General features: G+C 58.7%; 19 protein-coding genes. 5 read left to right on the top strand and 14 right to left on the bottom strand.

All coding sequences use genetic code 11. From position 1 onward, the window contains the following. Positions 1-191: 191 nt before the first annotated feature. The 9 genes from aceA to K5K95_RS31035 form a co-directional block, all read right to left on the bottom strand. Entirely contained in the window at positions 192-1,517 is a 1,326-nt protein-coding gene (aceA, locus tag K5K95_RS31075; RefSeq protein WP_020296744.1) for an isocitrate lyase, read from the bottom strand. A gap of 495 nt (positions 1,518-2,012) precedes the next feature. Continuing rightward, on the bottom strand, positions 2,013-2,774 hold the full coding sequence (locus K5K95_RS31070) for a secretin N-terminal domain-containing protein (protein WP_222587617.1): 762 nt from the start codon (positions 2,772-2,774) through the stop codon (positions 2,013-2,015). 217 nt (positions 2,775-2,991) lie between these two features. Then, complete coding sequence (locus K5K95_RS31065; protein WP_222587616.1) at positions 2,992-3,417, bottom strand: GNAT family N-acetyltransferase; 426 nt, start codon at positions 3,415-3,417, stop codon at positions 2,992-2,994. Beyond that, positions 3,410-4,579, bottom strand: a complete 1,170-nt coding sequence (locus K5K95_RS31060) for a cupin domain-containing protein (RefSeq protein WP_222587615.1) — start codon at positions 4,577-4,579, stop codon at positions 3,410-3,412. The genes K5K95_RS31065 and K5K95_RS31060 overlap by 8 nt, the downstream gene beginning before the upstream one ends. Before the next feature lie 86 nt (positions 4,580-4,665). Further along, positions 4,666-6,036, bottom strand: a complete 1,371-nt coding sequence (gene purB, locus K5K95_RS31055; RefSeq protein WP_222587614.1) for an adenylosuccinate lyase — start codon at positions 6,034-6,036, stop codon at positions 4,666-4,668. A gap of 126 nt (positions 6,037-6,162) precedes the next feature. After that, positions 6,163-6,786 carry a high frequency lysogenization protein HflD gene (gene hflD, locus K5K95_RS31050; RefSeq protein WP_090185634.1) on the bottom strand — a complete coding sequence of 208 codons (624 nt, stop codon included), beginning with the start codon at positions 6,784-6,786 and terminating at the stop codon, positions 6,163-6,165. After that, positions 6,783-7,907 carry a tRNA 2-thiouridine(34) synthase MnmA gene (gene mnmA, locus K5K95_RS31045; protein ID WP_222587613.1) on the bottom strand — a complete coding sequence of 375 codons (1,125 nt, stop codon included), beginning with the start codon at positions 7,905-7,907 and terminating at the stop codon, positions 6,783-6,785. The genes hflD and mnmA overlap by 4 nt, the downstream gene beginning before the upstream one ends. 59 nt (positions 7,908-7,966) lie before the next feature. After that, complete coding sequence (locus tag K5K95_RS31040) at positions 7,967-8,413, bottom strand: NUDIX hydrolase (RefSeq protein WP_222587612.1); 447 nt, start codon at positions 8,411-8,413, stop codon at positions 7,967-7,969. A 211-nt stretch (positions 8,414-8,624) separates the two neighbouring features. Beyond that, positions 8,625-10,850, bottom strand: a complete 2,226-nt coding sequence (locus tag K5K95_RS31035) for an NADP-dependent isocitrate dehydrogenase (RefSeq protein ID WP_222587611.1) — start codon at positions 10,848-10,850, stop codon at positions 8,625-8,627. A gap of 509 nt (positions 10,851-11,359) precedes the next feature. On the opposite strand from K5K95_RS31035, the gene icd reads away from it, so the two are divergent. Continuing rightward, positions 11,360-12,616, top strand: a complete 1,257-nt coding sequence (gene icd, locus K5K95_RS31030; RefSeq protein ID WP_010458895.1) for an NADP-dependent isocitrate dehydrogenase — start codon at positions 11,360-11,362, stop codon at positions 12,614-12,616. A 62-nt stretch (positions 12,617-12,678) separates the two neighbouring features. On the opposite strand, the gene K5K95_RS31025 is transcribed toward icd, so the two are convergent. Continuing rightward, complete coding sequence (locus K5K95_RS31025) at positions 12,679-12,960, bottom strand: cold shock domain-containing protein (RefSeq protein WP_222587610.1); 282 nt, start codon at positions 12,958-12,960, stop codon at positions 12,679-12,681. A 225-nt stretch (positions 12,961-13,185) separates the two neighbouring features. Here K5K95_RS31025 and clpS point away from each other — a divergent pair, with 225 nt between their 5' ends. Together clpS and clpA are read left to right on the top strand one after the other, a co-directional pair. Next, on the top strand, positions 13,186-13,569 hold the full coding sequence (clpS, locus tag K5K95_RS31020) for an ATP-dependent Clp protease adapter ClpS (protein ID WP_090185621.1): 384 nt from the start codon (positions 13,186-13,188) through the stop codon (positions 13,567-13,569). A gap of 30 nt (positions 13,570-13,599) precedes the next feature. Beyond that, entirely contained in the window at positions 13,600-15,870 is a 2,271-nt protein-coding gene (gene clpA / locus K5K95_RS31015; RefSeq protein WP_090185618.1) for an ATP-dependent Clp protease ATP-binding subunit ClpA, read from the top strand. Positions 15,871-16,818: 948 nt separating this feature from the next. On the opposite strand, the gene infA is transcribed toward clpA, so the two are convergent. The 4 genes from infA to trxB form a co-directional block, all read right to left on the bottom strand. Next, positions 16,819-17,037 carry a translation initiation factor IF-1 gene (gene infA, locus K5K95_RS31010; protein WP_002553999.1) on the bottom strand — a complete coding sequence of 73 codons (219 nt, stop codon included), beginning with the start codon at positions 17,035-17,037 and terminating at the stop codon, positions 16,819-16,821. 100 nt (positions 17,038-17,137) lie between these two features. Next, entirely contained in the window at positions 17,138-17,845 is a 708-nt protein-coding gene (locus K5K95_RS31005) for an arginyltransferase (RefSeq protein ID WP_222587609.1), read from the bottom strand. 57 nt (positions 17,846-17,902) lie between these two features. Then, entirely contained in the window at positions 17,903-18,583 is a 681-nt protein-coding gene (aat, locus tag K5K95_RS31000; protein ID WP_208669028.1) for a leucyl/phenylalanyl-tRNA--protein transferase, read from the bottom strand. A gap of 64 nt (positions 18,584-18,647) precedes the next feature. After that, entirely contained in the window at positions 18,648-19,607 is a 960-nt protein-coding gene (gene trxB, locus K5K95_RS30995; protein ID WP_222587608.1) for a thioredoxin-disulfide reductase, read from the bottom strand. Positions 19,608-19,915: 308 nt separating this feature from the next. Between trxB and K5K95_RS30990 the strand changes: the two genes are divergently transcribed. Then, entirely contained in the window at positions 19,916-22,321 is a 2,406-nt protein-coding gene (locus tag K5K95_RS30990; RefSeq protein WP_208669027.1) for a DNA translocase FtsK, read from the top strand. 64 nt (positions 22,322-22,385) lie between these two features. Next, complete coding sequence (lolA, locus tag K5K95_RS30985; RefSeq protein WP_054053642.1) at positions 22,386-23,009, top strand: outer membrane lipoprotein chaperone LolA; 624 nt, start codon at positions 22,386-22,388, stop codon at positions 23,007-23,009. The last annotated feature ends 7 nt before the right edge of the window (positions 23,010-23,016 follow it).

Below are 23,016 nucleotides of genomic sequence, written 5' to 3'. Positions count from 1 at the left end.
GAGGGTGTGTCAGGTGCTGCCGAATTGACTGACAGACTGCCATCGCGGGCAAGCCCGCTCCCACAGGGAGTAGCAGTGTTTGCTAAATCGCAGGCAAAAAAACGCCCCGAACCAGTCGGGGCGTCAGATGTGCGGCGTTGCGGTTAGCTTTCTACTCGATCCGCAACGGCCGTTTGCTCAGGCGAAGCAGATCAGTGGAACTGTTCTTCTTCGGTCGAACCGGTCAGTGCGGTTACCGAGGACGTGCCACCTTGAATCACAGTGGTCATGTCGTCGAAGTAGCCGGTGCCCACTTCCTGCTGGTGAGCCACGAAGGTGTAACCCTTGGCGGCGTCAGCGAACTCTTGCTCTTGCAGCTTCACGTAGGCAGTCATGTCGTTGCGGGCGTAGTCGTGCGCCAGGTTGAACATGCTGTGCCACATGTTGTGAATGCCGGCCAGGGTGATGAACTGGTGCTTGTAACCCATGGCGGACAGTTCGCGCTGGAACTTGGCGATGGTCGCGTCGTCCAGGTTTTTCTTCCAGTTGAAGGAAGGCGAGCAGTTGTACGACAGCAGTTGGTCCGGGTATTCCTTTTTGATCGCTTCAGCGAAGCGACGAGCCTCGTCCAGATCCGGCTTGGCGGTTTCGCACCAGATCAGGTCGGCGTACGGCGCGTAGGCCAGGCCGCGAGCGATCGCCTGGTCGAGACCGGCGCGCACTTTGTAGAAGCCTTCCTGGGTGCGTTCGCCAGTCACGAATGGCTGGTCGTACGGGTCGCAGTCCGACGTCAGCAGGTCAGCAGCGTTTGCGTCGGTACGCGCCAGGATGATGGTCGGCGTGCCGGCAACGTCAGCTGCCAAACGAGCAGCGGTCAGCTTCTGTACAGCTTCCTGGGTAGGAACCAGTACCTTGCCGCCCATGTGGCCGCATTTTTTCACGGACGCCAGTTGGTCTTCGAAGTGAACGCCGGCGGCGCCTGCTTCGATCATGCTCTTCATCAGCTCGTAAGCGTTCAGAACGCCGCCGAAACCGGCTTCAGCGTCAGCCACGATTGGCGCGAAGTAGTCGATGTAGCCTTCGTCGCCCGGGTTCTTGCCGGCTTTCCACTGGATCTGGTCAGCACGACGGAACGAGTTGTTGATGCGCTTGACCACGGTTGGAACCGAATCCACCGGGTACAGCGACTGGTCCGGGTACATCGATTCTGCGGAGTTGTTGTCCGCAGCAACCTGCCAGCCCGACAGGTAGATCGCCTGGATACCGGCTTTAACTTGTTGTACAGCCTGGCCGCCGGTCAGGGCGCCCATGCAGTTGACGAAATCTTTCTCAGGACGGAAGGACGGCTTGGCGCCCTGGGTAACCAGGTTCCACAGCTTCTCGGCGCCCATTCTTGCAAGGGTGTGCTCAGGTTGAACCGAGCCACGCAGGCGGACGACGTCAGCAGCGGAGTAAGCGCGTGTCACGCCTTTCCAGCGTGGGTTTTCAGCCCAATCTTTTTCGAGGGCTGCAATTTGCTGTTCGCGTGTCAGTGCCATGGAGATAAACCTCGTCGCATAGGTCTGGGGTGGAAAATTCCTGCTCCTGCCCACTACGCAAATCAAGCGTAAGAGGCTGCTCGCTGACCAGAAGCTTAGGTGGTCAAGTCGGATTCGGCGGGGATGGCGACGGGATGAACGATGGGCTCGAGGGGAAGTGAGCAGGTAAGGGCGAACTGGCGAGCGGATTCGGGCGTCGTGGGCCTTTATACGAACTTCAGTGTGGAGCCGGGTTACCTAATTACGCTTCCGTCCCTCGGGACAACTTCGTTCCAGTCGGCAACCTCGTCAAACACACCTTGTGGGCGGTACAGACACGAAACGGCTCGCGGGGTAGTTGCGAGCGACGCTTCGAAGGCCCTTGCCAGGGCCCCTGATTAGCGGGAGCGAGGCCATCATGCCTTTGCTTTTTTCGATCGTCAAACGTTTTGTAGTGCTTTTTTTGTGGCACTACATCTTTGGTCTAATACGACTAATCAGTCAGTTTTCGGTGGTTTAGTCCAAAGTGTCGACTTTCACCCGCAGAGTCATGTCATCCCGGCCCTGAGTCGAGTAGCTGCGGCCCAGGCCCTGTTTGTCAGCTTGAGTCTCGCGGTTCACACCGGCCAGGGTGATCCATTCGCCGAGGCGCCCCGTGACAGTTGTGTCGGTGCTTTGCACATTCACTACATCGGGACGTTCCTGGCTCATGCGGTCACGGTTGGTACTGATCGCCAGGTGAACGATGTCGCCGGTGACGCTGGCGGTGACGTAGAACCCTTGGGTGACGTTTCGGTATTCAGTCTGGCTGCGCAGATCACCGTAGGAATCGGTCTGTGCGCTGGTCAGCGGTACGCTTTGGCCGACCTGAATCAGTGCTGGAGCACCTTCGCTGGCCTGGATTTGCTGGATGCCGCCATCACGGCTGTCGGTGCTGCGATTGATGATGCGCGTCTGGCTCGGTTTGGCACCGTTGACTGAGTAACCCTGATCGCCCTGGAAGTTGTTTTCGTTGGTGTCGACGGTAATCAGCAAGCGCTTGGCCGCAACGTCGAGTTGGGAGATCAGGGCCTTAAGTTCGTCGATCTTGCGCTGATCGGCATTGACAATGAGCTGGTTGCCATAGGCGCTGACCTGGCCGTCCTTGCCAATGAAATTTTGTGCCATCGGCAGCATATCGTCACTCGTGCGGTAGTTCAGGGGCACGATCTCGGTGGCTGCCATGGCCGAAAAACTGCAGCTCAGCAGCAGCGTGGTGAGCAGGGTGCGTAGGGACATATCCGTTATCTCCGCCATCTTGAAGTGTTGATATTGCCAGTTTGTCGGCCCGGGGTGGGGCAAGTTGAATCGCAGACAGCAAAACGCCCCGGTATCCGAAGATAGCCGGGGCGTTTTGGGGTGTTCTTCAAGGCCTCTTCGCGAGCAAGCCCGCTCCCACAGGGAAATGCATTCCAATTGTGGGAGCGGGCTTGCTCGCGAAGGGTGCGACTCGGTATCAGGCCGAGTGCCGCACCATGTCCACATGCGGAATCCCGGCTTCCAGGAATTCCTCACTGACCATGCTGAAGCCCAGGCGCTCGTAGAACGCCGTGGCCTGCACTTGCGCGCTCAGCATTTGCTGCTTCAGCCCGCGCTTCTCGGCTTCACCGATCACCGCGTGCATCAGTGCATCGCCGACTTTCAAGCCGCGCCAGTCTTTGAGCACCGATACCCGGCCGACATGGCCGTCGGGCAACAGGCGTGCGGTGCCAATCGGAAAGTCGCCCTCGTAGGCCAGGAAATGCACCGCTGTTGCGTCATCAGCATCCCATTCCAGCTCAGGCGGAACGGATTGCTCGGCGATGAACACCGTCTCACGAATGCGCCGGATCTCGGCGATATCCTTCTGCCAGTCTGCGACACGTACGTGAATTTTATTCATCGGCAAACCCCAGGCTTCCTTGCTTGATCAGTTCGCACAGCAGGCCGCGGCCATCTTCGTCGCTCAGCCACTCGCCGAGATTGTCGATGTGCAGGGCGTCGGCGGCGCAAATCAATTTCAACAGATCGCGCAGTTTGCCCGGCAGGTAACGGCTCTGGCCACTGGCGAACAACAGCAGATCGTCATCCACTTCCGACCATGCCAGACGCGCACTCGGGTTGCGGATCATTACGGCGCCTTGCTCGAGGCTGGCGAGCAGATCGTCTTCTTCGACTTCTTCCGGGCCAACCACCAGTTCCGGGTAGCGCGGCTCGGTCATGAACTGGCCGAACCAGGTCAGCAGCAGGCGCTCGTCGCTCATGTGCTCGGCCAGCAAGGCTTTCAGGCGATCAAGAGCGTCGTGCTGAATCTGATGCGGGTCTGCCGCCGGCAGGGCGTCGGCGTCGGTGTAGCGCTCTTCGTCAGACAGGAACTGGCTGAGGAAGTCAGTGAAGTGGGTCAGCACTTCAGCAGCGCTAGGTGCGCGGAAACCGACCGAATACGTCAGGCAGTCATCGACGGCCACACCGCAATGGGCCAGGCGTGGCGGCAGGTAAAGCATGTCGCCCGGTTCCAGCACCCATTCATCGGTGGCTTCGAAATCAGCCAGGATGCGCAGGTCGGCATGTTTCAGCATCGGGCTCTCGGCATCGCACATCTGGCCGATTTTCCAATTGCGTTTGCCGTGGCCTTGCAGCAGGAACACGTCGTAGTTGTCGAAGTGCGGACCGACGCTGCCACCCGGGGCGGCGAAGCTGATCATCACGTCGTCGATGCGCCAGCTTGGCAGAAAACGAAAGTTCTCCAGCAGTTCAGCGACTTCCGGCACGAACTGGTCAACGGCTTGAACCAGCAGGGTCCAGTCGCGTTCCGGCAGCTTGCTGAATTCGTCTTCGGCGAAGGGGCCGCGACGCAGCTCCCAAGGACGCTCGCCGTTTTCGATGATCAGGCGCGACTCAACTTCTTCTTCCAGCGCCAGGCCGGCCAGTTCGTCGGCATCGATCGGGCTTTCGAATTCAGGAATCGCCTGGCGGATCAGCAGAGGTTTCTTCTGCCAGTAGTCGCGCATGAATTCGCGCGCCGTGATGCCACCCAGAAGTTGAAGAGGAATATCAGGATTCATGTGTAACCTATTGAAAAAAAGCACTTTTCAGACGGGAATAAAAACGCCCGGCGCTGCCGGGCGTCTCAAACGGGTACAGCGGTCGATCAGATGCGTCTGGCTTGCTCTACAGCGTTACCGATGTAGTTCGCCGGGGTGAGCAATTTCAGCTCGGCCTTGGCGGCGGCTGGCATGTCCAGGCCGTCGATGAAAGTTTGCAGCGCTTCAGGGCTGATGCCCTTGCCGCGGGTCAACTCTTTCAGCTTCTCGTACGGGTTTTCGATGTTGTAGCGGCGCATCACGGTCTGGATCGGCTCGGCCAACACTTCCCAGCATGCGTCCAGGTCAGCAGCGATCTTCTGGGCGTTGAGCTCCAGTTTGCTGATGCCTTTGAGGCTGGCTTCGTATGCGATCACGCTGTGGGCGAAGCCGACACCGAGGTTGCGCAGTACGGTGGAGTCGGTCAGGTCGCGCTGCCAGCGGGAGATTGGCAGTTTGCTCGCCAGGTGCTGGAACAGTGCGTTGGCGATGCCCAGGTTGCCTTCGGAGTTTTCGAAGTCGATCGGGTTGACCTTGTGCGGCATGGTCGAGGAACCGATTTCGCCAGCGATGGTGCGCTGTTTGAAATAACCCAGGGAGATATAGCCCCAGATGTCACGGTCGAAGTCGATCAGGATGGTGTTGAAGCGAGCGATCGCGTCGAACAGCTCGGCGATGTAGTCGTGCGGTTCGATCTGCGTGGTGTACGGGTTGAAGCCCAGGCCCAGTTCGTCTTCGATGAAGGCGCGGGCGTTTTCTTCCCAGTCGATCTCAGGGTAGGCCGACAGGTGAGCGTTGTAATTGCCGACAGCGCCGTTGATCTTGCCCAGCAGCGGAACGGCGGCGACCTGGGCGATTTGACGCTCCAGACGGTAAACCACGTTCGCCAGCTCTTTGCCCAGGGTGGTCGGCGAAGCCGGCTGACCGTGGGTGCGCGACAGCATTGGCACGTCGGCGAAACGGATGGCCAGTTCACGGATGGCTTCAGCAGTCTGGCGCATCAGCGGCAGCATCACGTCATCACGGCCTTCGCGCAGCATCAGGGCGTGGGACAGGTTGTTGATGTCCTCGCTGGTGCAGGCAAAGTGGATGAATTCGCTGACCTTGGCCAGTTCCGGCAGCTTGGCCGCTTGCTCTTTGAGCAGGTATTCGATGGCTTTGACGTCGTGGTTGGTGGTGCGCTCGATCTCTTTGACACGCTCGGCGTGCTCCAGAGCGAAGTTGTCCGCCAGAGTGTTCAGTACAGCGTTGGCTTCGGCGGAGAACGCCGGCACTTCGCTGATGCCTGGGTGAGCGGCCAGGCGCTGGAGCCAGCGCACTTCAACCAGGACGCGAGCACGGATCAGACCGTATTCGCTGAAAATTGGGCGCAGGGCCTGGGTTTTGCCGGCGTAGCGGCCGTCAACAGGGGAAACCGCAGTGAGCGAAGAAAGCTGCATGGGGTGTTCTCGGACAGTCGGGCAACGAAATGGGGCGCGTATCATACATGAAAAAATCCGCCGGTCCGTTGCCAACTGACCGGCGTATTACGCGTTACAGATTTGAAGCCATGTTGCGGGCGCGGTTCAGCTGCTGCGCATCAGCGGGTAAAGCTCTTTGAGCAACTTGCGACGGCTGATCACCAACTGCCAGCGATGACCGCCCAACTGCCGCCACAGGCGCGCCGAACGAATACCGGCCAGCAACAGGGCGCGGATTTTCGAGGCGTTGCTCGGTTGCTGCAGGTTGCGCATGTCGCCGTGGACCTGAATCCGTTGGCGCAAGGTGCTCAGCGTGTCCTGGTACAGCGCGCCGCAGGCGGCGATCACGTTTTCGTGCGCCGGGCCGAAGTGCTCGACCTGGGATTGAATCTGCGGCAGGCGCTTGCCGATCGCGTCGAGCATGTCGCCGCGCTTGGCCAGTTGGCGCTCAAGGCCCAGCATGGCCAGGGCGTAGCGCAGCGGCTCGCGCTGCAGGGTGCTCGGGTCGCGTTCCAGGGCGCCGATCAAGGCGCGATAGCCTTCACGCAGGTTGAGATCGTCGCCGCCGTACACTTCGAGGGTGTCCTTGGGGTCACGAATCAGCAGGCTGCCGAGCATGCAGGTCAGGCCGGCTTCGCTGGTCTGGCCAGTCTTGGCAATCTTGTCGACGAGGACGGCGGCGAGAAACACGCCGCCCAGCGCCGTCAGTTGCTCCTGAGTGGGGCTCATGCCTTGCTGCTCCAGGGTTCTGCAATTTCAATCACGCCACCGCCGAGGCAGATTTCACCGTCATAGAACACCACCGACTGGCCCGGGGTGACCGCGCGTTGCGGGTCATCGAAGGTTGCGCGGTAACCGGTGGCGGTCTTTTCCAGCGTGCAAGGTTGATCGCTCTGGCGATAACGGACCTTGGCGGTCAACTTGCGCGGTTGGCTCAGATCGATCGGGTTGACCCAATAGATGTCCGAGGCGAGCAGGGCGCGGGAGAACAGGTAAGGGTGGTCATTGCCCTGGCCAACGATCAGCTCGTTGTGTTCCAGGTCCTTGATCAGCACGTACCACGGCTCGTCACCGGCGTCCTTCAGACCACCAATGCCCAGGCCCTGACGCTGGCCGATGGTGTGATACATCAAGCCGTGGTGGCGGCCGATGACTTCACCTTCGGTGGTCTTGATCTCGCCTGGCTGGGCCGGCAGGTATTGCTTGAGGAAGTCGCTGAAGCGGCGTTCGCCGATGAAGCAGATCCCGGTGGAGTCCTTTTTCTTCGCGGTTGCCAGCTCGTGTTTCTCGGCAATCGCGCGCACTTCCGGCTTTTCCAGCTCGCCGACCGGGAACAGGGTCTTGGCGATCTGTTCGCCGCCGACAGCGTGCAGGAAGTAACTCTGGTCCTTGTTCGGGTCCAGGCCCTTGAGCAGTTCGGTGCGGCCATCGATGTCACGGCGGCGCACGTAGTGGCCGGTGGCAATCAGGTCGGCGCCGAGCATCATGGCGTAGTCGAGGAACGCCTTGAACTTGATCTCGCGGTTACACAGGATGTCCGGATTTGGCGTGCGCCCGGCCTTGTATTCGGCCAGGAAGTGCTCGAACACGTTGTCCCAGTACTCGGCGGCGAAGTTGGCGGTGTGCAGCTTGATGCCAATCTTGTCGCACACGGCCTGGGCGTCCGCCAGGTCATCCATGGCGGTGCAGTATTCCGTTCCATCGTCTTCTTCCCAGTTCTTCATGAACAGGCCTTCCACCTCATAACCCTGCTCGATCAGCAGGAGAGCGGAAACGGAAGAGTCCACGCCGCCGGACATGCCGACAATGACGCGCTTCTTTTTTGTGTCAGAAGGGGCTGGATCACGCATAGGGATTCAATGAGTGTCTTGAAAAAGGACGCGATTCTAGCAGGCCGAAGCCCGCAAGGCTAAAGAGAAGGGCGGATCAGTTCGAGACTGAAGTGTTTACCGTCCAGATAATCATCGATACAGCGGATGATCAGCTCACTGCGCCAGTTTGCGCGCTCTGCCAGCAGTTCGTCACGCGTCAGCCACTTAGCGCCGACGATACCGTCGTCCAGTTGATAGTCGGGGTGGTGTTTGAGCGGTTTTGCGGTGAAGCAGACGCGCTGGTAGGTCACGCCGTTGCTTGGCGCGGTGTAGAGGTAAATGCCCACCACGCCGGTCGGTTCCACGTCCCAGCCGGTTTCTTCAAGGGTTTCACGCACGGCGGCTTCGATCAGGGTTTCGTCCGGGTCGAGGTGGCCGGCGGGTTGGTTGAGCACCGTTCGTCCGTGCTTGGTTTCTTCGACCATCAGGAAGCGGCCGCTGTCTTCAACGATGGTGGCGACGGTGATGTGGGGTAGCCAATCCATAGAGCTTCCTCAAATTCTGAATAGTGAAACACGGGCCCTGTGGGAGCGGGCTTGCTCGCGAAAGCGGTCGGTCGGTCAATAAAAGTGTTGAATGATAAACCGCATTCGCGAGCAAGCCCGCTCCCACATTTGTACGGTGTTCACATTGAAGTGTGGGGCAGAAACAGAAACCCCGGCGCTTGGCCGGGGTTTGTGATGTGTCCTTACAACCTTAAACCAGCGCAGCGATCGCGGCGTTGAAAGTGTTGCTTGGGCGCATGGCCTTGCTGATCAGCTCGGCATTGGCGTGGTAGTAACCGCCGATGTCCACAGGCTTGCCCTGAACGGCGTTGAGCTCGGCAACGATGGTCGCCTCGTTCTCGGTCAGAGTCTTGGCCAGTTGGCTGAACTGGGCTTGCAGTGCAGCGTCTTCAGTCTGGGCAGCCAGGGCTTGAGCCCAGTACAGCGCCAGGTAGAAGTGGCTGCCGCGGTTGTCGATGTTGCCGACTTTGCGCGATGGCGACTTGTTGTTGTCCAGGAACTGGCCAGTGGCCTGATCCAGGGTCTTGGCCAGCACCAGCGCTTTAGGGTTGTTGTAAGTAACACCCAGGTGCTCGAGGGAGGCGGCCAGGGCCAGGAACTCGCCCAGGGAATCCCAGCGCAGGAAGTTTTCTTCCAGCAGCTGCTGAACGTGCTTCGGTGCCGAACCGCCAGCGCCGGTTTCGAACAGGCCACCGCCATTCATCAGCGGCACGATCGACAGCATCTTGGCGCTGGTGCCCAGTTCCATGATCGGGAACAGGTCGGTCAGGTAGTCGCGCAGTACGTTGCCGGTCACCGAGATGGTGTCCTTGCCTTCGCGGGTGCGTTCCAGGGTGAACTTCATCGCGTCGACAGGCGACATGATGCGGATGTCCAGGCCCGAAGTGTCGTGATCCTTCAGGTAAGCCTGAACTTTCTCGATCACTACGCCGTCGTGGGCGCGCATCGGGTCCAGCCAGAAAATGGCCGGGGTTGCGCTTGCGCGAGCACGGTTGACGGCCAGTTTGACCCAGTCCTGGATCGGCGCGTCTTTGGTCTGGCACATGCGGAAGATGTCGCCGGCTTCAACCGACTGTTCCAGCAGAGTACGGCCAGCGCTGTCGGAAACCCGAACCACGCCGTTGCTCTTGATCTGGAAAGTCTTGTCGTGCGAGCCGTACTCTTCGGCTTTTTTCGCCATCAGGCCAACGTTTGGCACGCTGCCCATGGTGGTTGGATCGAAAGCGCCGTGCAGCTTGCAGTCTTCGATCACCGCCTGGTAGATGGTGGCGTAGCAGCGATCCGGGATCACGGCCTTGGTGTCGTGCAGTTGACCGTCAGTGCCCCACATCTTGCCGGAGTCACGGATCATCGCTGGCATCGAGGCGTCGACGATAACGTCGCTCGGCACGTGCAGGTTGGTGATGCCTTTGTCGGAGTTGACCATGGCCAACGACGGACGAACGGCGTAGACCGCCTGGATGTCCGCTTCGATCTGTGCTTGCTGCTCGGCAGGCAAGGCCTTGATGCGAGCGTACAGGTCGCCGATGCCGTTGTTCAGGTTGAAGCCGATCTGTGCCAGCACGTCAGCGTGCTTGGCCAGTGCGTCTTTATAGAACTCGGCAACGATCTGGCCGAACATGATCGGGTCGGAGACCTTCATCATGGTGGCTTTCAGGTGAACCGACAGCAGCACGCCTTTTTGCTTGGCGTCTTCGATCTCGGCGGCAATGAAGCTGCGCAGGGCGTTTTTGCTCATGACCGCGCAATCGAGGATCTCACCGGCTTGCACGGTGGTTTTTTCTTTCAGGACGGTGGTGGTGCCGTCTTGAGCGATCAGTTCGATTTTGACCGCGTCAGCGGCGTCGATCAGGGCGGCTTTTTCGCTGCCGTAGAAATCGCCGGCGCTCATGTGTGCGACGTGGGACTTGGAGTCTTTGGCCCAGGCGCCCATTTTGTGCGGGTGCTTGCGAGCGTAGTTCTTGACCGACAGTGGCGCACGACGATCGGAGTTGCCTTCGCGCAGAACCGGGTTTACGGCGCTGCCCTTGATCTTGTCGTAACGGGATTTGGCGAGCTTGTCGGCGTCGCTGGTCACGGTTTCCGGGTAGTCCGGCAGTGCGAAGCCCTGGGCTTGCAGCTCTTTGATCGCGGCTTGCAGCTGCGGAACCGAAGCGCTGATGTTCGGCAACTTGATGATGTTGGCTTCAGGCGTAACGGCCAGGTCGCCCAGTTCGGCGAGGTGGTCGGCTACGGCTTTGTCACCCAATTGCTCGGGGAAGCTGGCCAGAATGCGCCCTGCAAGAGAGATATCGCGGGTTTCAACGGCGATATCAGCCGAGGCGGTGAACGCCTCTACGATAGGCAACAGTGAATAGGTGGCGAGGGCGGGAGCTTCGTCGGTGAAGGTATAGATGATCTTCGAGCGGGTGGGCATATTCGGATTAACTCTCTCTTCTTTGCTAAAGCGTGCGCAGAAACTCGAGGGGCGCCGGGTAAAGCGCGTTCGTTCAAAGTCATCCATGAGCCGAATGTCGAGGTTTCTTTGCGGTGATGTTGGGTGCATCGGTCGAGCGTCAAGCGGGTGGGTTGCGGTAACAACCCTGCTTTTTCTGGCCCCAAGCCTCGGCTACTTGTTCAGTTGCAGGAGAGGTCGGCCGTTGTGACTCTGTGGTCAGCGGGCGGCATTATACATAGGTAGCTGGCAATCTGCCGATGGTTCATACGTAACGATGCACGTCCATTGGTCTAAAGGTCGCAGGGACCCGTGGGGCGTAGAGTCTTGCACCGTGCTTGAGTTTGGCGCTTTTCCCTTTGCTTTCAGGCTTGTACGTCGCGAACTGCGAAGCTTTGCGGCAGATGGTTGGAACATAGGGTTTGCGTGCCGATTTAACTGGGGTACGCTCGAACGAAGCCAGATGTTCAATCCAAACAATGGAGTTCAGCATGGGATACAAGAAGATTCAGGTTCCAGCAGTCGGCGACAAAATCACCGTCAACGCGGACCATTCTCTCAATGTTCCTAACAACCCGATCATCCCCTTCATCGAAGGCGATGGTATTGGCGTTGATATCAGCCCGGTCATGATCAAGGTTGTCGATGCTGCTGTTAAGAAGGCTTACGGCGGCGAGCGCAAAATTTCCTGGATGGAAGTCTACGCCGGGGAGAAAGCGACTCAGGTTTACGATCAGGACACCTGGCTACCCCAGGAAACCCTGGACGCAGTTAAAGATTACGTGGTTTCCATCAAGGGTCCTCTGACCACCCCGGTCGGTGGCGGCATCCGTTCGCTGAACGTGGCCCTGCGTCAGCAGCTCGACCTGTATGTCTGCCTGCGTCCGGTACGCTGGTTCGAAGGCGTGCCGAGCCCGGTCAAGAAGCCAGGCGATGTCGACATGACGATCTTCCGCGAGAACTCGGAAGACATCTACGCCGGTATCGAGTGGAAAGCCGGTTCGCCGGAAGCGACCAAGGTCATCAAGTTCCTGAAAGATGAAATGGGCGTCACCAAGATCCGTTTCGACGAAAACTGCGGTATCGGCATCAAGCCGGTTTCCCTGCAAGGCACCAAGCGCCTGGCGCGCAAGGCTCTGCAATATGTGGTCGACAACGACCGCGATTCGCTGACCATCGTGCACAAAGGCAACATCATGAAGTTCACCGAAGGTGCCTTCAAGGAGTGGGCCTACGAAGTGGCGGCTGAAGAGTTCGGCGCGACCCTGCTCGACGGCGGTCCTTGGATGCAGTTCAAGAATCCGAAAACCGGCAAGAACGTTATCGTCAAGGACGCCATCGCCGACGCCATGCTCCAGCAGATCCTGCTGCGCCCGGCCGAGTACGATGTGATCGCGACCCTGAACCTCAACGGCGACTACCTCTCCGACGCCCTGGCGGCCGAAGTGGGCGGTATCGGTATCGCGCCGGGTGCCAACCTGTCCGACACCATTGCGATGTTCGAAGCGACCCACGGTACCGCGCCGAAATACGCTGGCAAGGACCAGGTCAACCCGGGCTCGCTGATCCTGTCCGCAGAGATGATGTTGCGCCACATGGGCTGGACCGAAGCGGCTGACCTGATCATCAAGGGCACCAACGGCGCGATTTCCGCCAAGACCGTGACCTATGACTTCCACCGTTTGATGGAAGGCGCGAAGCTGCTATCTTCGTCCGCGTTTGGTGATGCGCTCATCTCGCACATGTAAGCGAACCGCTATAAAAAAAACCGCCTTCGGGCGGTTTTTTCATGACTGGATGATCTGTTGCGTCAGCTCGACACCGACTCCTGTTTAACGGAAGGTGTCGTTTTTTCGGTGGCGGGGATGGCAGCCGTGATTTTCACGGCGTGCAAGCCTTTGGGCCCCTGGACGATATCGAAGTTGACGATTTGTCCCGCCTTGAGAGTCTTGTAGCCGCCCATCTCAATGGCAGAGTAGTGGGCAAAGAAATCGATTTCCTTGCCGTCCTCGTCGCGTCCTTCTCTGGCGTCGGTGTTAATGAAACCGAATCCCTTGGCATTGTTGAACCATTTCACCTTACCGACTGGCATACCCATATCCCTCTGCAACAGACTCCATCACTGGAGTATCATCCAGTACATCCGCAGTCAGTCTCTATAATTAAGATTGACTCCGCGGACCTTTTTTACCCACTGTGGGCTCTATTGGTTGTAACACTGATTTCCCGATAGTCAAGGTGACCAGGCAGTCGGAGTTGAAATCGACGTTGGCCGCCCCCACCACTGTATTTGAACAACTGACGAACCTTTCTTTCCATGCATGCAATCAGCCAGATTCGACTAACATTCAATCAGGATCGCCCGGCTCTCCAAAAAGAACACCCGGGAGCTCAAGACGACGATTCCGCAGGCATTGCTGTTCAGGAGGCAAAGCCTGCACTACAGGCGCCGCCGATGTACAAGGTGGTTTTGTTCAATGATGACTACACACCGATGGATTTCGTCGTCGAAGTGCTCGAGGTGTTTTTTAACCTGAATCGGGAGCTGGCGACCAAGGTCATGCTGGCCGTCCACACAGAAGGACGGGCAGTATGTGGAGTGTTTACCCGCGACATCGCCGAGACTAAGGCCATGCAGGTCAACCAGTACGCCAGGGAAAGCCAGCATCCGCTACTCTGTGAAATCGAGAAGGACGGTTAATCGCCGACCACTTGGGTATGAGGTGAAGCTATGTTAAACCGCGAGCTCGAAGTCACCCTCAATTTAGCCTTCAAGGAGGCTCGATCGAAGCGTCATGAATTCATGACCGTCGAACACCTCCTGCTGGCCCTATTGGATAATGAGGCTGCCGCCACCGTTTTGCGTGCCTGCGGCGCAAACCTCGACAAACTCAAGCATGATCTGCAGGAGTTCATTGACTCCACCACGCCATTGATCCCTATCCATGATGAGGATCGTGAAACCCAGCCAACCCTGGGCTTCCAGCGTGTCCTGCAGCGTGCTGTTTTCCACGTACAGAGCTCGGGCAAACGCGAAGTGACTGGCGCCAACGTGCTGGTCGCAATCTTCAGTGAGCAAGAGAGTCAGGCAGTGTTCCTGCTGAAACAGCAGAGCGTTGCGCGCATTGATGTCGTCAACTACATCGCTCATGGCATTTCCAAAGTGCCTGGGCATGGCGATCACTCTGAAGGTGAGCAAGATATGCAGGACGACGAGGGCGGTGAGTCTTCTTCTTCAGGCAATCCTCTGGATGCTTATGCCAGCAACCTCAACGAACTCGCGCGCCAGGGTCGTATCGATCCGTTGGTCGGCCGTGAGCTGGAAGTCGAGCGTGTCGCGCAGATCCTGGCGCGTCGTCGCAAAAACAATCCGCTGTTGGTAGGCGAGGCGGGCGTGGGTAAAACCGCGATTGCCGAAGGCCTGGCCAAGCGTATTGTCGACAACCAGGTGCCGGACCTGCTGGCCAACAGCGTGGTGTATTCCCTCGATCTGGGAGCCCTGCTGGCCGGGACCAAATACCGTGGCGATTTCGAGAAACGCTTCAAGGCGTTGCTCAATGAGCTGAAAAAACGTCCGCAGGCGATCCTGTTCATCGACGAAATCCACACCATCATCGGTGCGGGTGCTGCGTCCGGTGGCGTCATGGATGCCTCGAACCTGCTCAAGCCACTGCTGTCGTCGGGCGATATCCGTTGCATCGGTTCGACCACGTTCCAGGAATTCCGCGGGATCTTCGAGAAGGACCGGGCCCTGGCTCGGCGCTTCCAGAAGGTCGATGTGTCGGAGCCGTCGGTGGAAGACACCATCGGCATCCTGCGCGGCCTGAAAGGTCGTTTCGAAGCGCACCACAACATCGAATACAGCGATGAGGCGTTGCGTGCCGCTGCCGAACTGGCGTCGCGCTACATCAATGACCGGCACATGCCGGACAAAGCCATCGATGTCATCGACGAGGCGGGCGCCTATCAGCGTCTGCAGCCGATCGAGAAACGCGTGAAACGCATCGAAGTGCCTCAGGTCGAGGACATCGTTGCGAAAATCGCGCGGATTCCGCCAAAACACGTCACCAGCTCCGACAAAGAGCTGCTGCGTAACCTTGAGCGTGACCTGAAGCTGACCGTATTCGGCCAGGATGCCGCGATCGACTCGCTGTCGACTGCGATCAAACTGTCCCGCGCCGGTCTCAAGTCGCCTGACAAGCCTGTCGGTTCGTTCCTGTTCGCAGGGCCGACCGGTGTCGGTAAAACCGAAGCGGCACGTCAGCTGGCCAAGGCCTTGGGGATCGAGCTGGTTCGCTTCGACATGTCCGAGTACATGGAGCGCCACACCGTATCGCGTCTGATCGGTGCACCTCCAGGCTATGTCGGGTTCGATCAGGGCGGTCTGCTGACCGAAGCCATCACCAAGCAGCCTCACTGCGTGCTGTTGCTCGATGAGATCGAGAAGGCGCATCCGGAAGTCTTCAACTTGCTGCTGCAGGTGATGGACCACGGTACGCTGACCGATAACAACGGGCGAAAGGCGGACTTCCGTAACGTGATCGTCATCATGACGACCAACGCCGGTGCCGAAACAGCGGCTCGCGCTTCGATCGGTTTCACCCATCAGGACCACTCGTCCGATGCGATGGAAGTGATCAAGAAGAGCTTCACGCCGGAGTTCCGTAACCGTCTGGACACCATTATCCAGTTTGGTCGTCTCAGTCATGAGGTCATCAAAAGCGTGGTGGACAAGTTCCTTACCGAGCTTCAGGCGCAGTTGGAAGACAAGCGCGTGCAGTTGGAAGTGACCGACGCTGCGCGTGGCTGGCTGGCGGCAAGTGGCTACGACACGGCGATGGGCGCTCGTCCAATGGCGCGTTTGATCCAGGACAAGATCAAGCGTCCGCTGGCTGAGGAGATTCTGTTTGGCGAGTTGGCTGACCATGGTGGTGTGGTTCATATCGATTTGAAGGATGGCGAGCTGACCTTCGATTTCGAGACCACAGCTGAGATGGCCTGACGGTTGTTGATCTGTTGTAGAGCTAGAGGCGCCTTCGGGCGCCTTTTTGCTGTTGGGGGCTTTGGGTTTGGGTGGATATCCGTTGGTGCGGTAACGGCGGCTGGCGGTTTCGCCCTGACGGCGACTCACTTTTTTTACAAACGCCTAAAAAAAGTAAGCAAAAAAACGCTTGCTCCTACGTTCGGCCCACTCGCTGGGGCTCGGGGTTCCTTCGCTCCGGGATCCATCCGGGGGGCATCGCCTCCGGTTTGCTTCGCTGCACCTCCTCTCGATGTGTTCGACTTCGTCGAACGGTCGCTGCGCTCCCACCCCGGATGAATCCCTCCCCTCAGCCTTCCGATGTCGCACGTGGATCAAGATCAAGAGCTGCAGCCGAGCTAACGCTCATCCTGTTGAGTGGTGAGAAGCACATGCACACCCATCCCCTGTAGGAGCTGTCGAGTGAAACGAGGCTGCGATCTTTTAATCTTTTAATCTTTTGATCTGCTGTGGCTGTGGCTGTGGCTGTGGCTGTGGCTGTGGCTGTGGCTGTGGCTGTGGCTTTTGATCTTGATCTTGATCTTGATCTGCTTTTGATCTTTCGCCCCTTCGGCAGGCCGAGCGTAGGTGTTCATCAGGGGGTTAGGCGCGTAGCGCCGTGCGGCGCAGCCGCACACATCGAGAGGAGGTCGTCGCGAAGCAGACCGGAGGCGATGCCCCCTGATGGACACCGTAGCGAGGGTACGCGGAGCCTCAGCGAGGCGCCGTACGCCGGGGCGAAGCCTTTTGCTTACTTTTCGGCGTCTGGAAAAGTGAGTCGCTGTAAAAGCGAAACCATAAGCCGCCGTTACCGCAGCAACGGATATACACCCAAACCCCAAAACCCCAAAACCCAAGAACCCAGGCCCCCACCAAATCGCAGGCAAACAAAAACGCCCGGCATAAACCGGGCGTTTTGTATTGACTTGATTAGCGAGCGCGGTAAGTGATGCGCCCTTTGCTCAAGTCATAGGGCGTCAGCTCGACGCGCACTTTGTCACCGGTAAGAATACGAATGTAGTTCTTGCGCATCTTGCCGGAGATATGCGCGGTTACGACGTGCCCATTTTCCAACTCCACACGAAACATGGTGTTGGGCAGGGTGTCGACGACAGTGCCTTCCATTTCGAAGCTGTCTTCTTTCGACATGCAGTAAAGCCCTCGGTGTCCAATGAATGGCCCGGTGCAACTGCGCCAGGCAAAAGCGGCGTGCATTGTGCCCGAAAAATGGGGTTTAAGCCAAGGGGTTCTAGTTCAGGATGACCCAACGTTGATTAATCAGCAGTTCGATAGGGCGATATTGGGTCTTGTAGCTCATCTTTTTGCAGTTCTTGATCCAGTAGCCGAGGTAGACGGCTTCCAGGCCAAGACGTTTGGCCTCGGCAATCTGCCACAGGATCGCGTAGCGCCCCAGGCTGCGGCGTTCTTCTTCGGGTTCGTAGAAGGTGTAGACCGCCGACAAACCGTTTGGCAGTAAGTCGGTGACAGCTACCGCCACGAGTCGGCCTTCGAGGCGAAATTCGTAAAAGCGTGAAAACGGCAGGTCACGCACCAGGAAGGTCGAAAATTGGTCACGGCTCGGCGGATACATATCGCCGTCGGCGTGCCGCTGTTCGATGTAGCGCTGGTAGAGATCGAAATACTCTTCGCTGTATTGCGGTCTGGCAGGACGCACTTGCAGGTCGACGTTGCGTTTGAAAATGCGTTTCTGCTGACGGTTGGGCGTAAATTGCGCCACGGGGATGCGCGCCGGAACGCACGCATTGCAATTCTGGCAATGAGGCCGGTAGAGATGATCGCCGCTGCGACGAAAACCCATTTCAGACAGATCTGCGTAGACATGCACATCCATGGGCTGACTAGGGTCGAGGAACAGCGTGGTGGCCTGCTCCTCGGGCAGATAACTGCAAGAGTGGGGCTGAGTGGCATAGAACTTCAAACGCGCCAACTCGGTCATGATCAACCCTCGGGGATAAGCTTTGCATTAAGTGTAAGCCACGCGCGCAAATGTCGCTCAGCAAACCCAGGTGGCACGGCTGGGTTGATCCAGATGCTGCGCAAGGTAGCCGGCAAACTCGCGGCGGGGAATGGCCCTGGCCCCCAGACTGTGCAGATGGTCGGTCGGCATCTGGCAATCGATCAGCACAAAACCTGAGTCTTTCAGATGTCGCACCAGTGTGGCAAAACCAAATTTCGAGGCATTGTCGGCGCGGCTGAACATGGACTCGCCGAAAAACAGCTGACCCATCGCCAGGCCATAGAGCCCGCCAACCAATACGCCATCGTCCCAGACCTCCACGGAGTGCGCGTAGCCGCGCCTGTGCAACTCGAGGTAGGCGGTCTGCATCGCGTCGGTGATCCAGGTGCCGTCGGCGTAATCGCGTGGTGCGGCGCAGGCGGCAATGACCGAGGCGAAATCCTGATCGAAGGTCACTTGGTAGCGTTGCTGGCGCAGCAATTTGTTCAGGCTGCGCGAGACATGCAGTTCGTCGGGAAACAGCACTGTGCGTGGATCCGGCGACCACCAGAGAATCGGCTGTCCCTCCGAGAACCACGGAAAGCAGCCGTGGCGATACGCCTGTATCAGACGATCGGCAGACAGGTCGCCGCCTGCGGCCAGCAGACCGTTGGGGTCGCGCATGGCTTTTTCCAGCGGCGGAAAGGTCAGGGTGTTGCGTTGTAACCAAGTCAGCATGGCATCCGGGCTTGCAGAAGGGGAGGGCGGTGGCGGGCCATTGGGCCCGCCGTCAAGTTTGCCGTCAAACGACGGGAATGTCGTCGAGGTATTTCTCGGCGTCCAGTGCGGCCATGCAGCCAGCCCCTGCGGAAGTCACTGCCTGGCGGTACACGTGATCGGCTACGTCGCCTGCGGCAAAGACGCCGGGAATCTCGGTGGCGGTGGCATCGCCCTCGTTGCCGCCCTTGACCAGCAGGTAGCCGTCGCGCATGGGCAGTTGGCCGATAAACAAGTCGGTATTGGGCTTGTGGCCGATGGCGATGAACACGCCGGCCACAGGCAACTCGCTGGTCTCGCCGGTGTGGCTGTCGCGCAGGCGGGCGCCGGTCACGCCGCTGGCGTCGCCCAGAATTTCATCCAGATGTTGATTCCAGTGCAGGCGGATATTGCCGGTGGCGGCCTTTTCGAAAAGCTTGTCCTGAAGGATTTTCTCCGAGCGCAACTTGTCGCGCCGGTGAATCAGGTGGACTTCCTTGGCGATGTTCGACAGGTACAGGGCTTCTTCGACTGCAGTGTTGCCGCCGCCGACGACCGCGACCACTTGATTGCGATAGAAGAACCCGTCGCACGTGGCACAAGCTGAAACGCCACGGCCGGCAAAGGTCTCTTCCGACGCCAGTCCCAGGTATTGCGCTGAAGCGCCGGTCGCAATGATCAGGGCGTCGCACGTATAGGTGCCGCCATCGCCGATCAGTTCGAAGGGGCGCTGCTGCAACTTGGCGGTATGAATGTGGTCGTAAACGATCTGTGTGTCGAAGCGTTCGGCGTGTTTTTGCATGCGTTCCATCAGCACCGGACCGGTAAGGCCTTCGACGTCGCCGGGCCAGTTATCGACTTCGACGGTGGTGGTTAGCTGGCCACCTGCCTGTATGCCGGTAATGACAACGGGTTTGAGGTTGGCACGAGCGGCATAAACGGCTGCGCTGTAACCGGCAGGGCCGGAACCCAGAATGATCAGGCGGGAATGCTTCGCTTCGCTCATAAAAACACCTCATAAGCCTTTGTCACAAAAGAGAATGCATGCTCAAATTGAATCGCGCGTAACCTGCCTTTGGCTATGCTACATCCAAGGGCTTGAAGCATGGCATCGGGCGAACAAACCCGTACAATGCCTGCCTGTAACTGTGTTTGTAACAAAATAAGCAGTGCGTACCGTGTTTAAAAAAACCAGGGCGCAGTGTTAAAAGTAGTCTCAGTTGCGCCTGTTAACTTTTTTACCTGCCTGGATTGGGCAGTTTTTTATAGTCAATCAACAGATGGACGCGCCACGGGCGCAGGAAAAGAAGCGTTTTGAAGAAATCCACCGCAGCACCCAAGACAGTCGTTCCGCTCTGGCGCCAGCATTTGCACTACCGGCTCAAGGAAGGTGCATTGATCGCCATCGGCGGCCTGTGCCTGTTCCTGATGATGGCCTTGTTGACGTATGGCAAGGACGATCCGGGCTGGAGCCACAACAGCAAGATCGAGGACGTGCAGAACTTCGGCGGACCGGTCGGTTCCTACAGCGCCGATATCCTGTTCATGGTGCTGGGTTATTTCGCCTATATCTTCCCGCTGCTGCTGGCGATCAAGGCGTATCAGATCTTCCGTCAGCGCCACGAAGCGTGGGAGTGGAGCGGCTGGCTGTTCTCCTGGCGCCTGATCGGCCTGGTATTTCTGGTGCTGTCTGGCGCCGCCCTGGCACATATCCATTTTCACGCGGCGACCGGTCTGCCGGCCGGCGCTGGCGGTGCGCTGGGCGAAAGCCTTGGCGATCTGGCCAGGAACGCCCTGAACATTCAGGGCAGCACGTTGTTGTTCATTGCGCTGTTCCTGTTCGGCCTGACCGTGTTCACCGACCTGTCATGGTTCAAGGTGATGGACGTCACCGGCAAGATTACCCTCGACCTGCTGGAACTGTTCCAGGGCGCGGCCAATCGCTGGTGGGCCGCCCGTGTCGAGCGCAAGCAACTGGTTGCGCAGTTGCGTGAAGTCGACGATCGCGTTCATGACGTGGTTGCGCCGACTGTCACCGACAAACGCGAGCAGGCCAAGGTCAAGGAGCGCTTGATCGAGCGCGAACAAGCGTTAAGCAAACACATGTCGGACCGCGAGAAGCAGGTGCCGCCTGTGATCGCCCCCGCGCCGCCAAAACCGGCAGCGCCGAGCAAACGTGTGGAAAAAGAGAAGCAGGCACCGCTGTTCGTCGACAGCGCCGTCGAAGGCACCTTGCCGCCGATCTCGATTCTCGATCCGGCAGAAAAGAAACAACTCAATTACTCCCCGGAATCCCTGGCGGCCGTCGGCCATTTGCTGGAAATCAAGCTCAAGGAATTCGGCGTCGAAGTCTCGGTGGATTCGATCCACCCAGGCCCGGTGATTACCCGTTACGAAATCCAGCCCGCCGCCGGGGTCAAGGTCAGTCGCATTTCCAACCTGGCAAAAGACCTGGCGCGCTCCCTGGCCGTGACCAGCGTGCGGGTGGTGGAAGTGATTCCCGGCAAGACCACCGTCGGTATCGAGATTCCCAACGAAGACCGCCAGATCGTGCGCTTCTCCGAAGTACTGTCGACGCCCGAGTACGACAACTTCAAGTCGCCTGTCACCTTGGCCTTGGGCCACGACATCGGCGGCAAGCCGGTCATCACCGACCTGGCGAAAATGCCTCACTTGCTGGTGGCCGGTACGACCGGTTCCGGTAAGTCGGTGGGTGTGAACGCGATGATCCTGTCGATCCTGTTCAAGTCCGGCCCGGAAGACGCCAAGCTGATCATGATCGACCCGAAAATGCTTGAACTGTCGATCTACGAAGGCATTCCGCACCTGCTGTGCCCGGTGGTCACCGACATGAAGGATGCGGCCAACGCCCTGCGCTGGAGCGTGGCGGAGATGGAGCGTCGCTACAAACTGATGGCGAAGATGGGCGTACGAAACCTGTCGGGCTTCAACGCCAAGGTCAAGGAAGCCCAGGACGCCGGGACACCGTTGACCGATCCGTTGTACAAGCGCGAAAGCATTCACGACGAAGCACCGTTGCTGACCAAGCTGCCAACCATCGTCGTAGTGGTCGACGAATTCGCCGACATGATGATGATCGTCGGCAAGAAGGTTGAAGAACTGATCGCCCGTATCGCCCAGAAGGCCCGTGCGGCCGGTATCCACTTGATTCTCGCGACCCAGCGTCCGTCGGTTGACGTGATCACCGGTCTGATCAAGGCGAACATCCCGACGCGCATGGCGTTCCAGGTGTCGAGCAAGATCGACTCGCGGACCATCATCGACCAGGGCGGCGCCGAGCAATTGCTGGGCCACGGTGACATGCTCTACATGCCGCCGGGCACCAGCCTGCCGATTCGGGTTCACGGCGCTTTCGTGTCCGATGACGAAGTTCACCGGGTGGTGGAAGCCTGGAAGCTGCGTGGCGCGCCGGAATACAACGACGAGATCCTGGCCGGTGTCGAAGAGGCCGGCAGTGGCTTTGAAAATGGCGGCGGTGGCGGTGACGACGATGCTGAAACCGATGCCTTGTACGACGAAGCCGTCCAGTTCGTTCTGGAAAGCCGCCGTGCCTCCATCTCTGCAGTTCAGCGCAAGCTGAAAATCGGCTACAACCGCGCCGCGCGCATGATCGAAGCCATGGAAATGGCCGGGGTCGTGACGTCCATGAATACCAACGGTTCGCGTGAAGTCCTGGCCCCGGGCCCGGTACGCGACTGATTTGAATTGAAAGGGCATCGCGACATGCAATGCCCGTACTCCCACGAATGTTATGAGGACTCCCATGCGTCTTATCCGCATGCTGTTGTTGCCGGTACTGGCTTTGACCACGCTCTCGGCTCACGCCGATGACAAGGACGTGGCGCGTCTGACCCAATTGCTGGAAACATCCAAGACCCTGACTGCACGCTTTTCGCAACTGACCCTCGATGGCAGCGGCACCCAATTGCAGGAAACCGCCGGTGACATGTCGCTGCAACGTCCAGGCCTGTTTTACTGGCACACCAATGCACCCGCTGAACAAACGATGGTTTCCGACGGCAAGAAGGTCACCCTGTGGGACCCGGACCTTGAACAGGTCACCATCAAGACCCTCGACCTGCGCCTGACCCAGACTCCAGCCCTGTTGTTGTCGGGTGACGTGTCCAAGATCAGCCAGAGCTTCGACATCAGCGCCAAGGAAGCCGGCGGCGTGATCGACTTCACCTTGAAGCCGAAAACCAAAGACACGCTGTTTGACAGCCTGCGCCTGTCGTTCCGCAACGGTCTGGTCAATGACATGCAACTGATCGACAGTGTCGGCCAGCGCACCAACATCCTGTTCACCGGCGTGAAGGCCAACGAGCCGATCCCGGCTTCCAAGTTCAAGTTCGACATCCCCAAGGGTGCGGACGTGATCCAGGAATAAAACGCAG

It is taken from the genome of Pseudomonas sp. DR48 (genome assembly GCF_019823085.1).
GTDB lineage: Bacteria > Pseudomonadota > Gammaproteobacteria > Pseudomonadales > Pseudomonadaceae > Aquipseudomonas.
The sequence above is the reverse complement of the archived record's forward strand: the minus strand, read 5'-3'. Positions and strand labels throughout refer to the sequence as shown.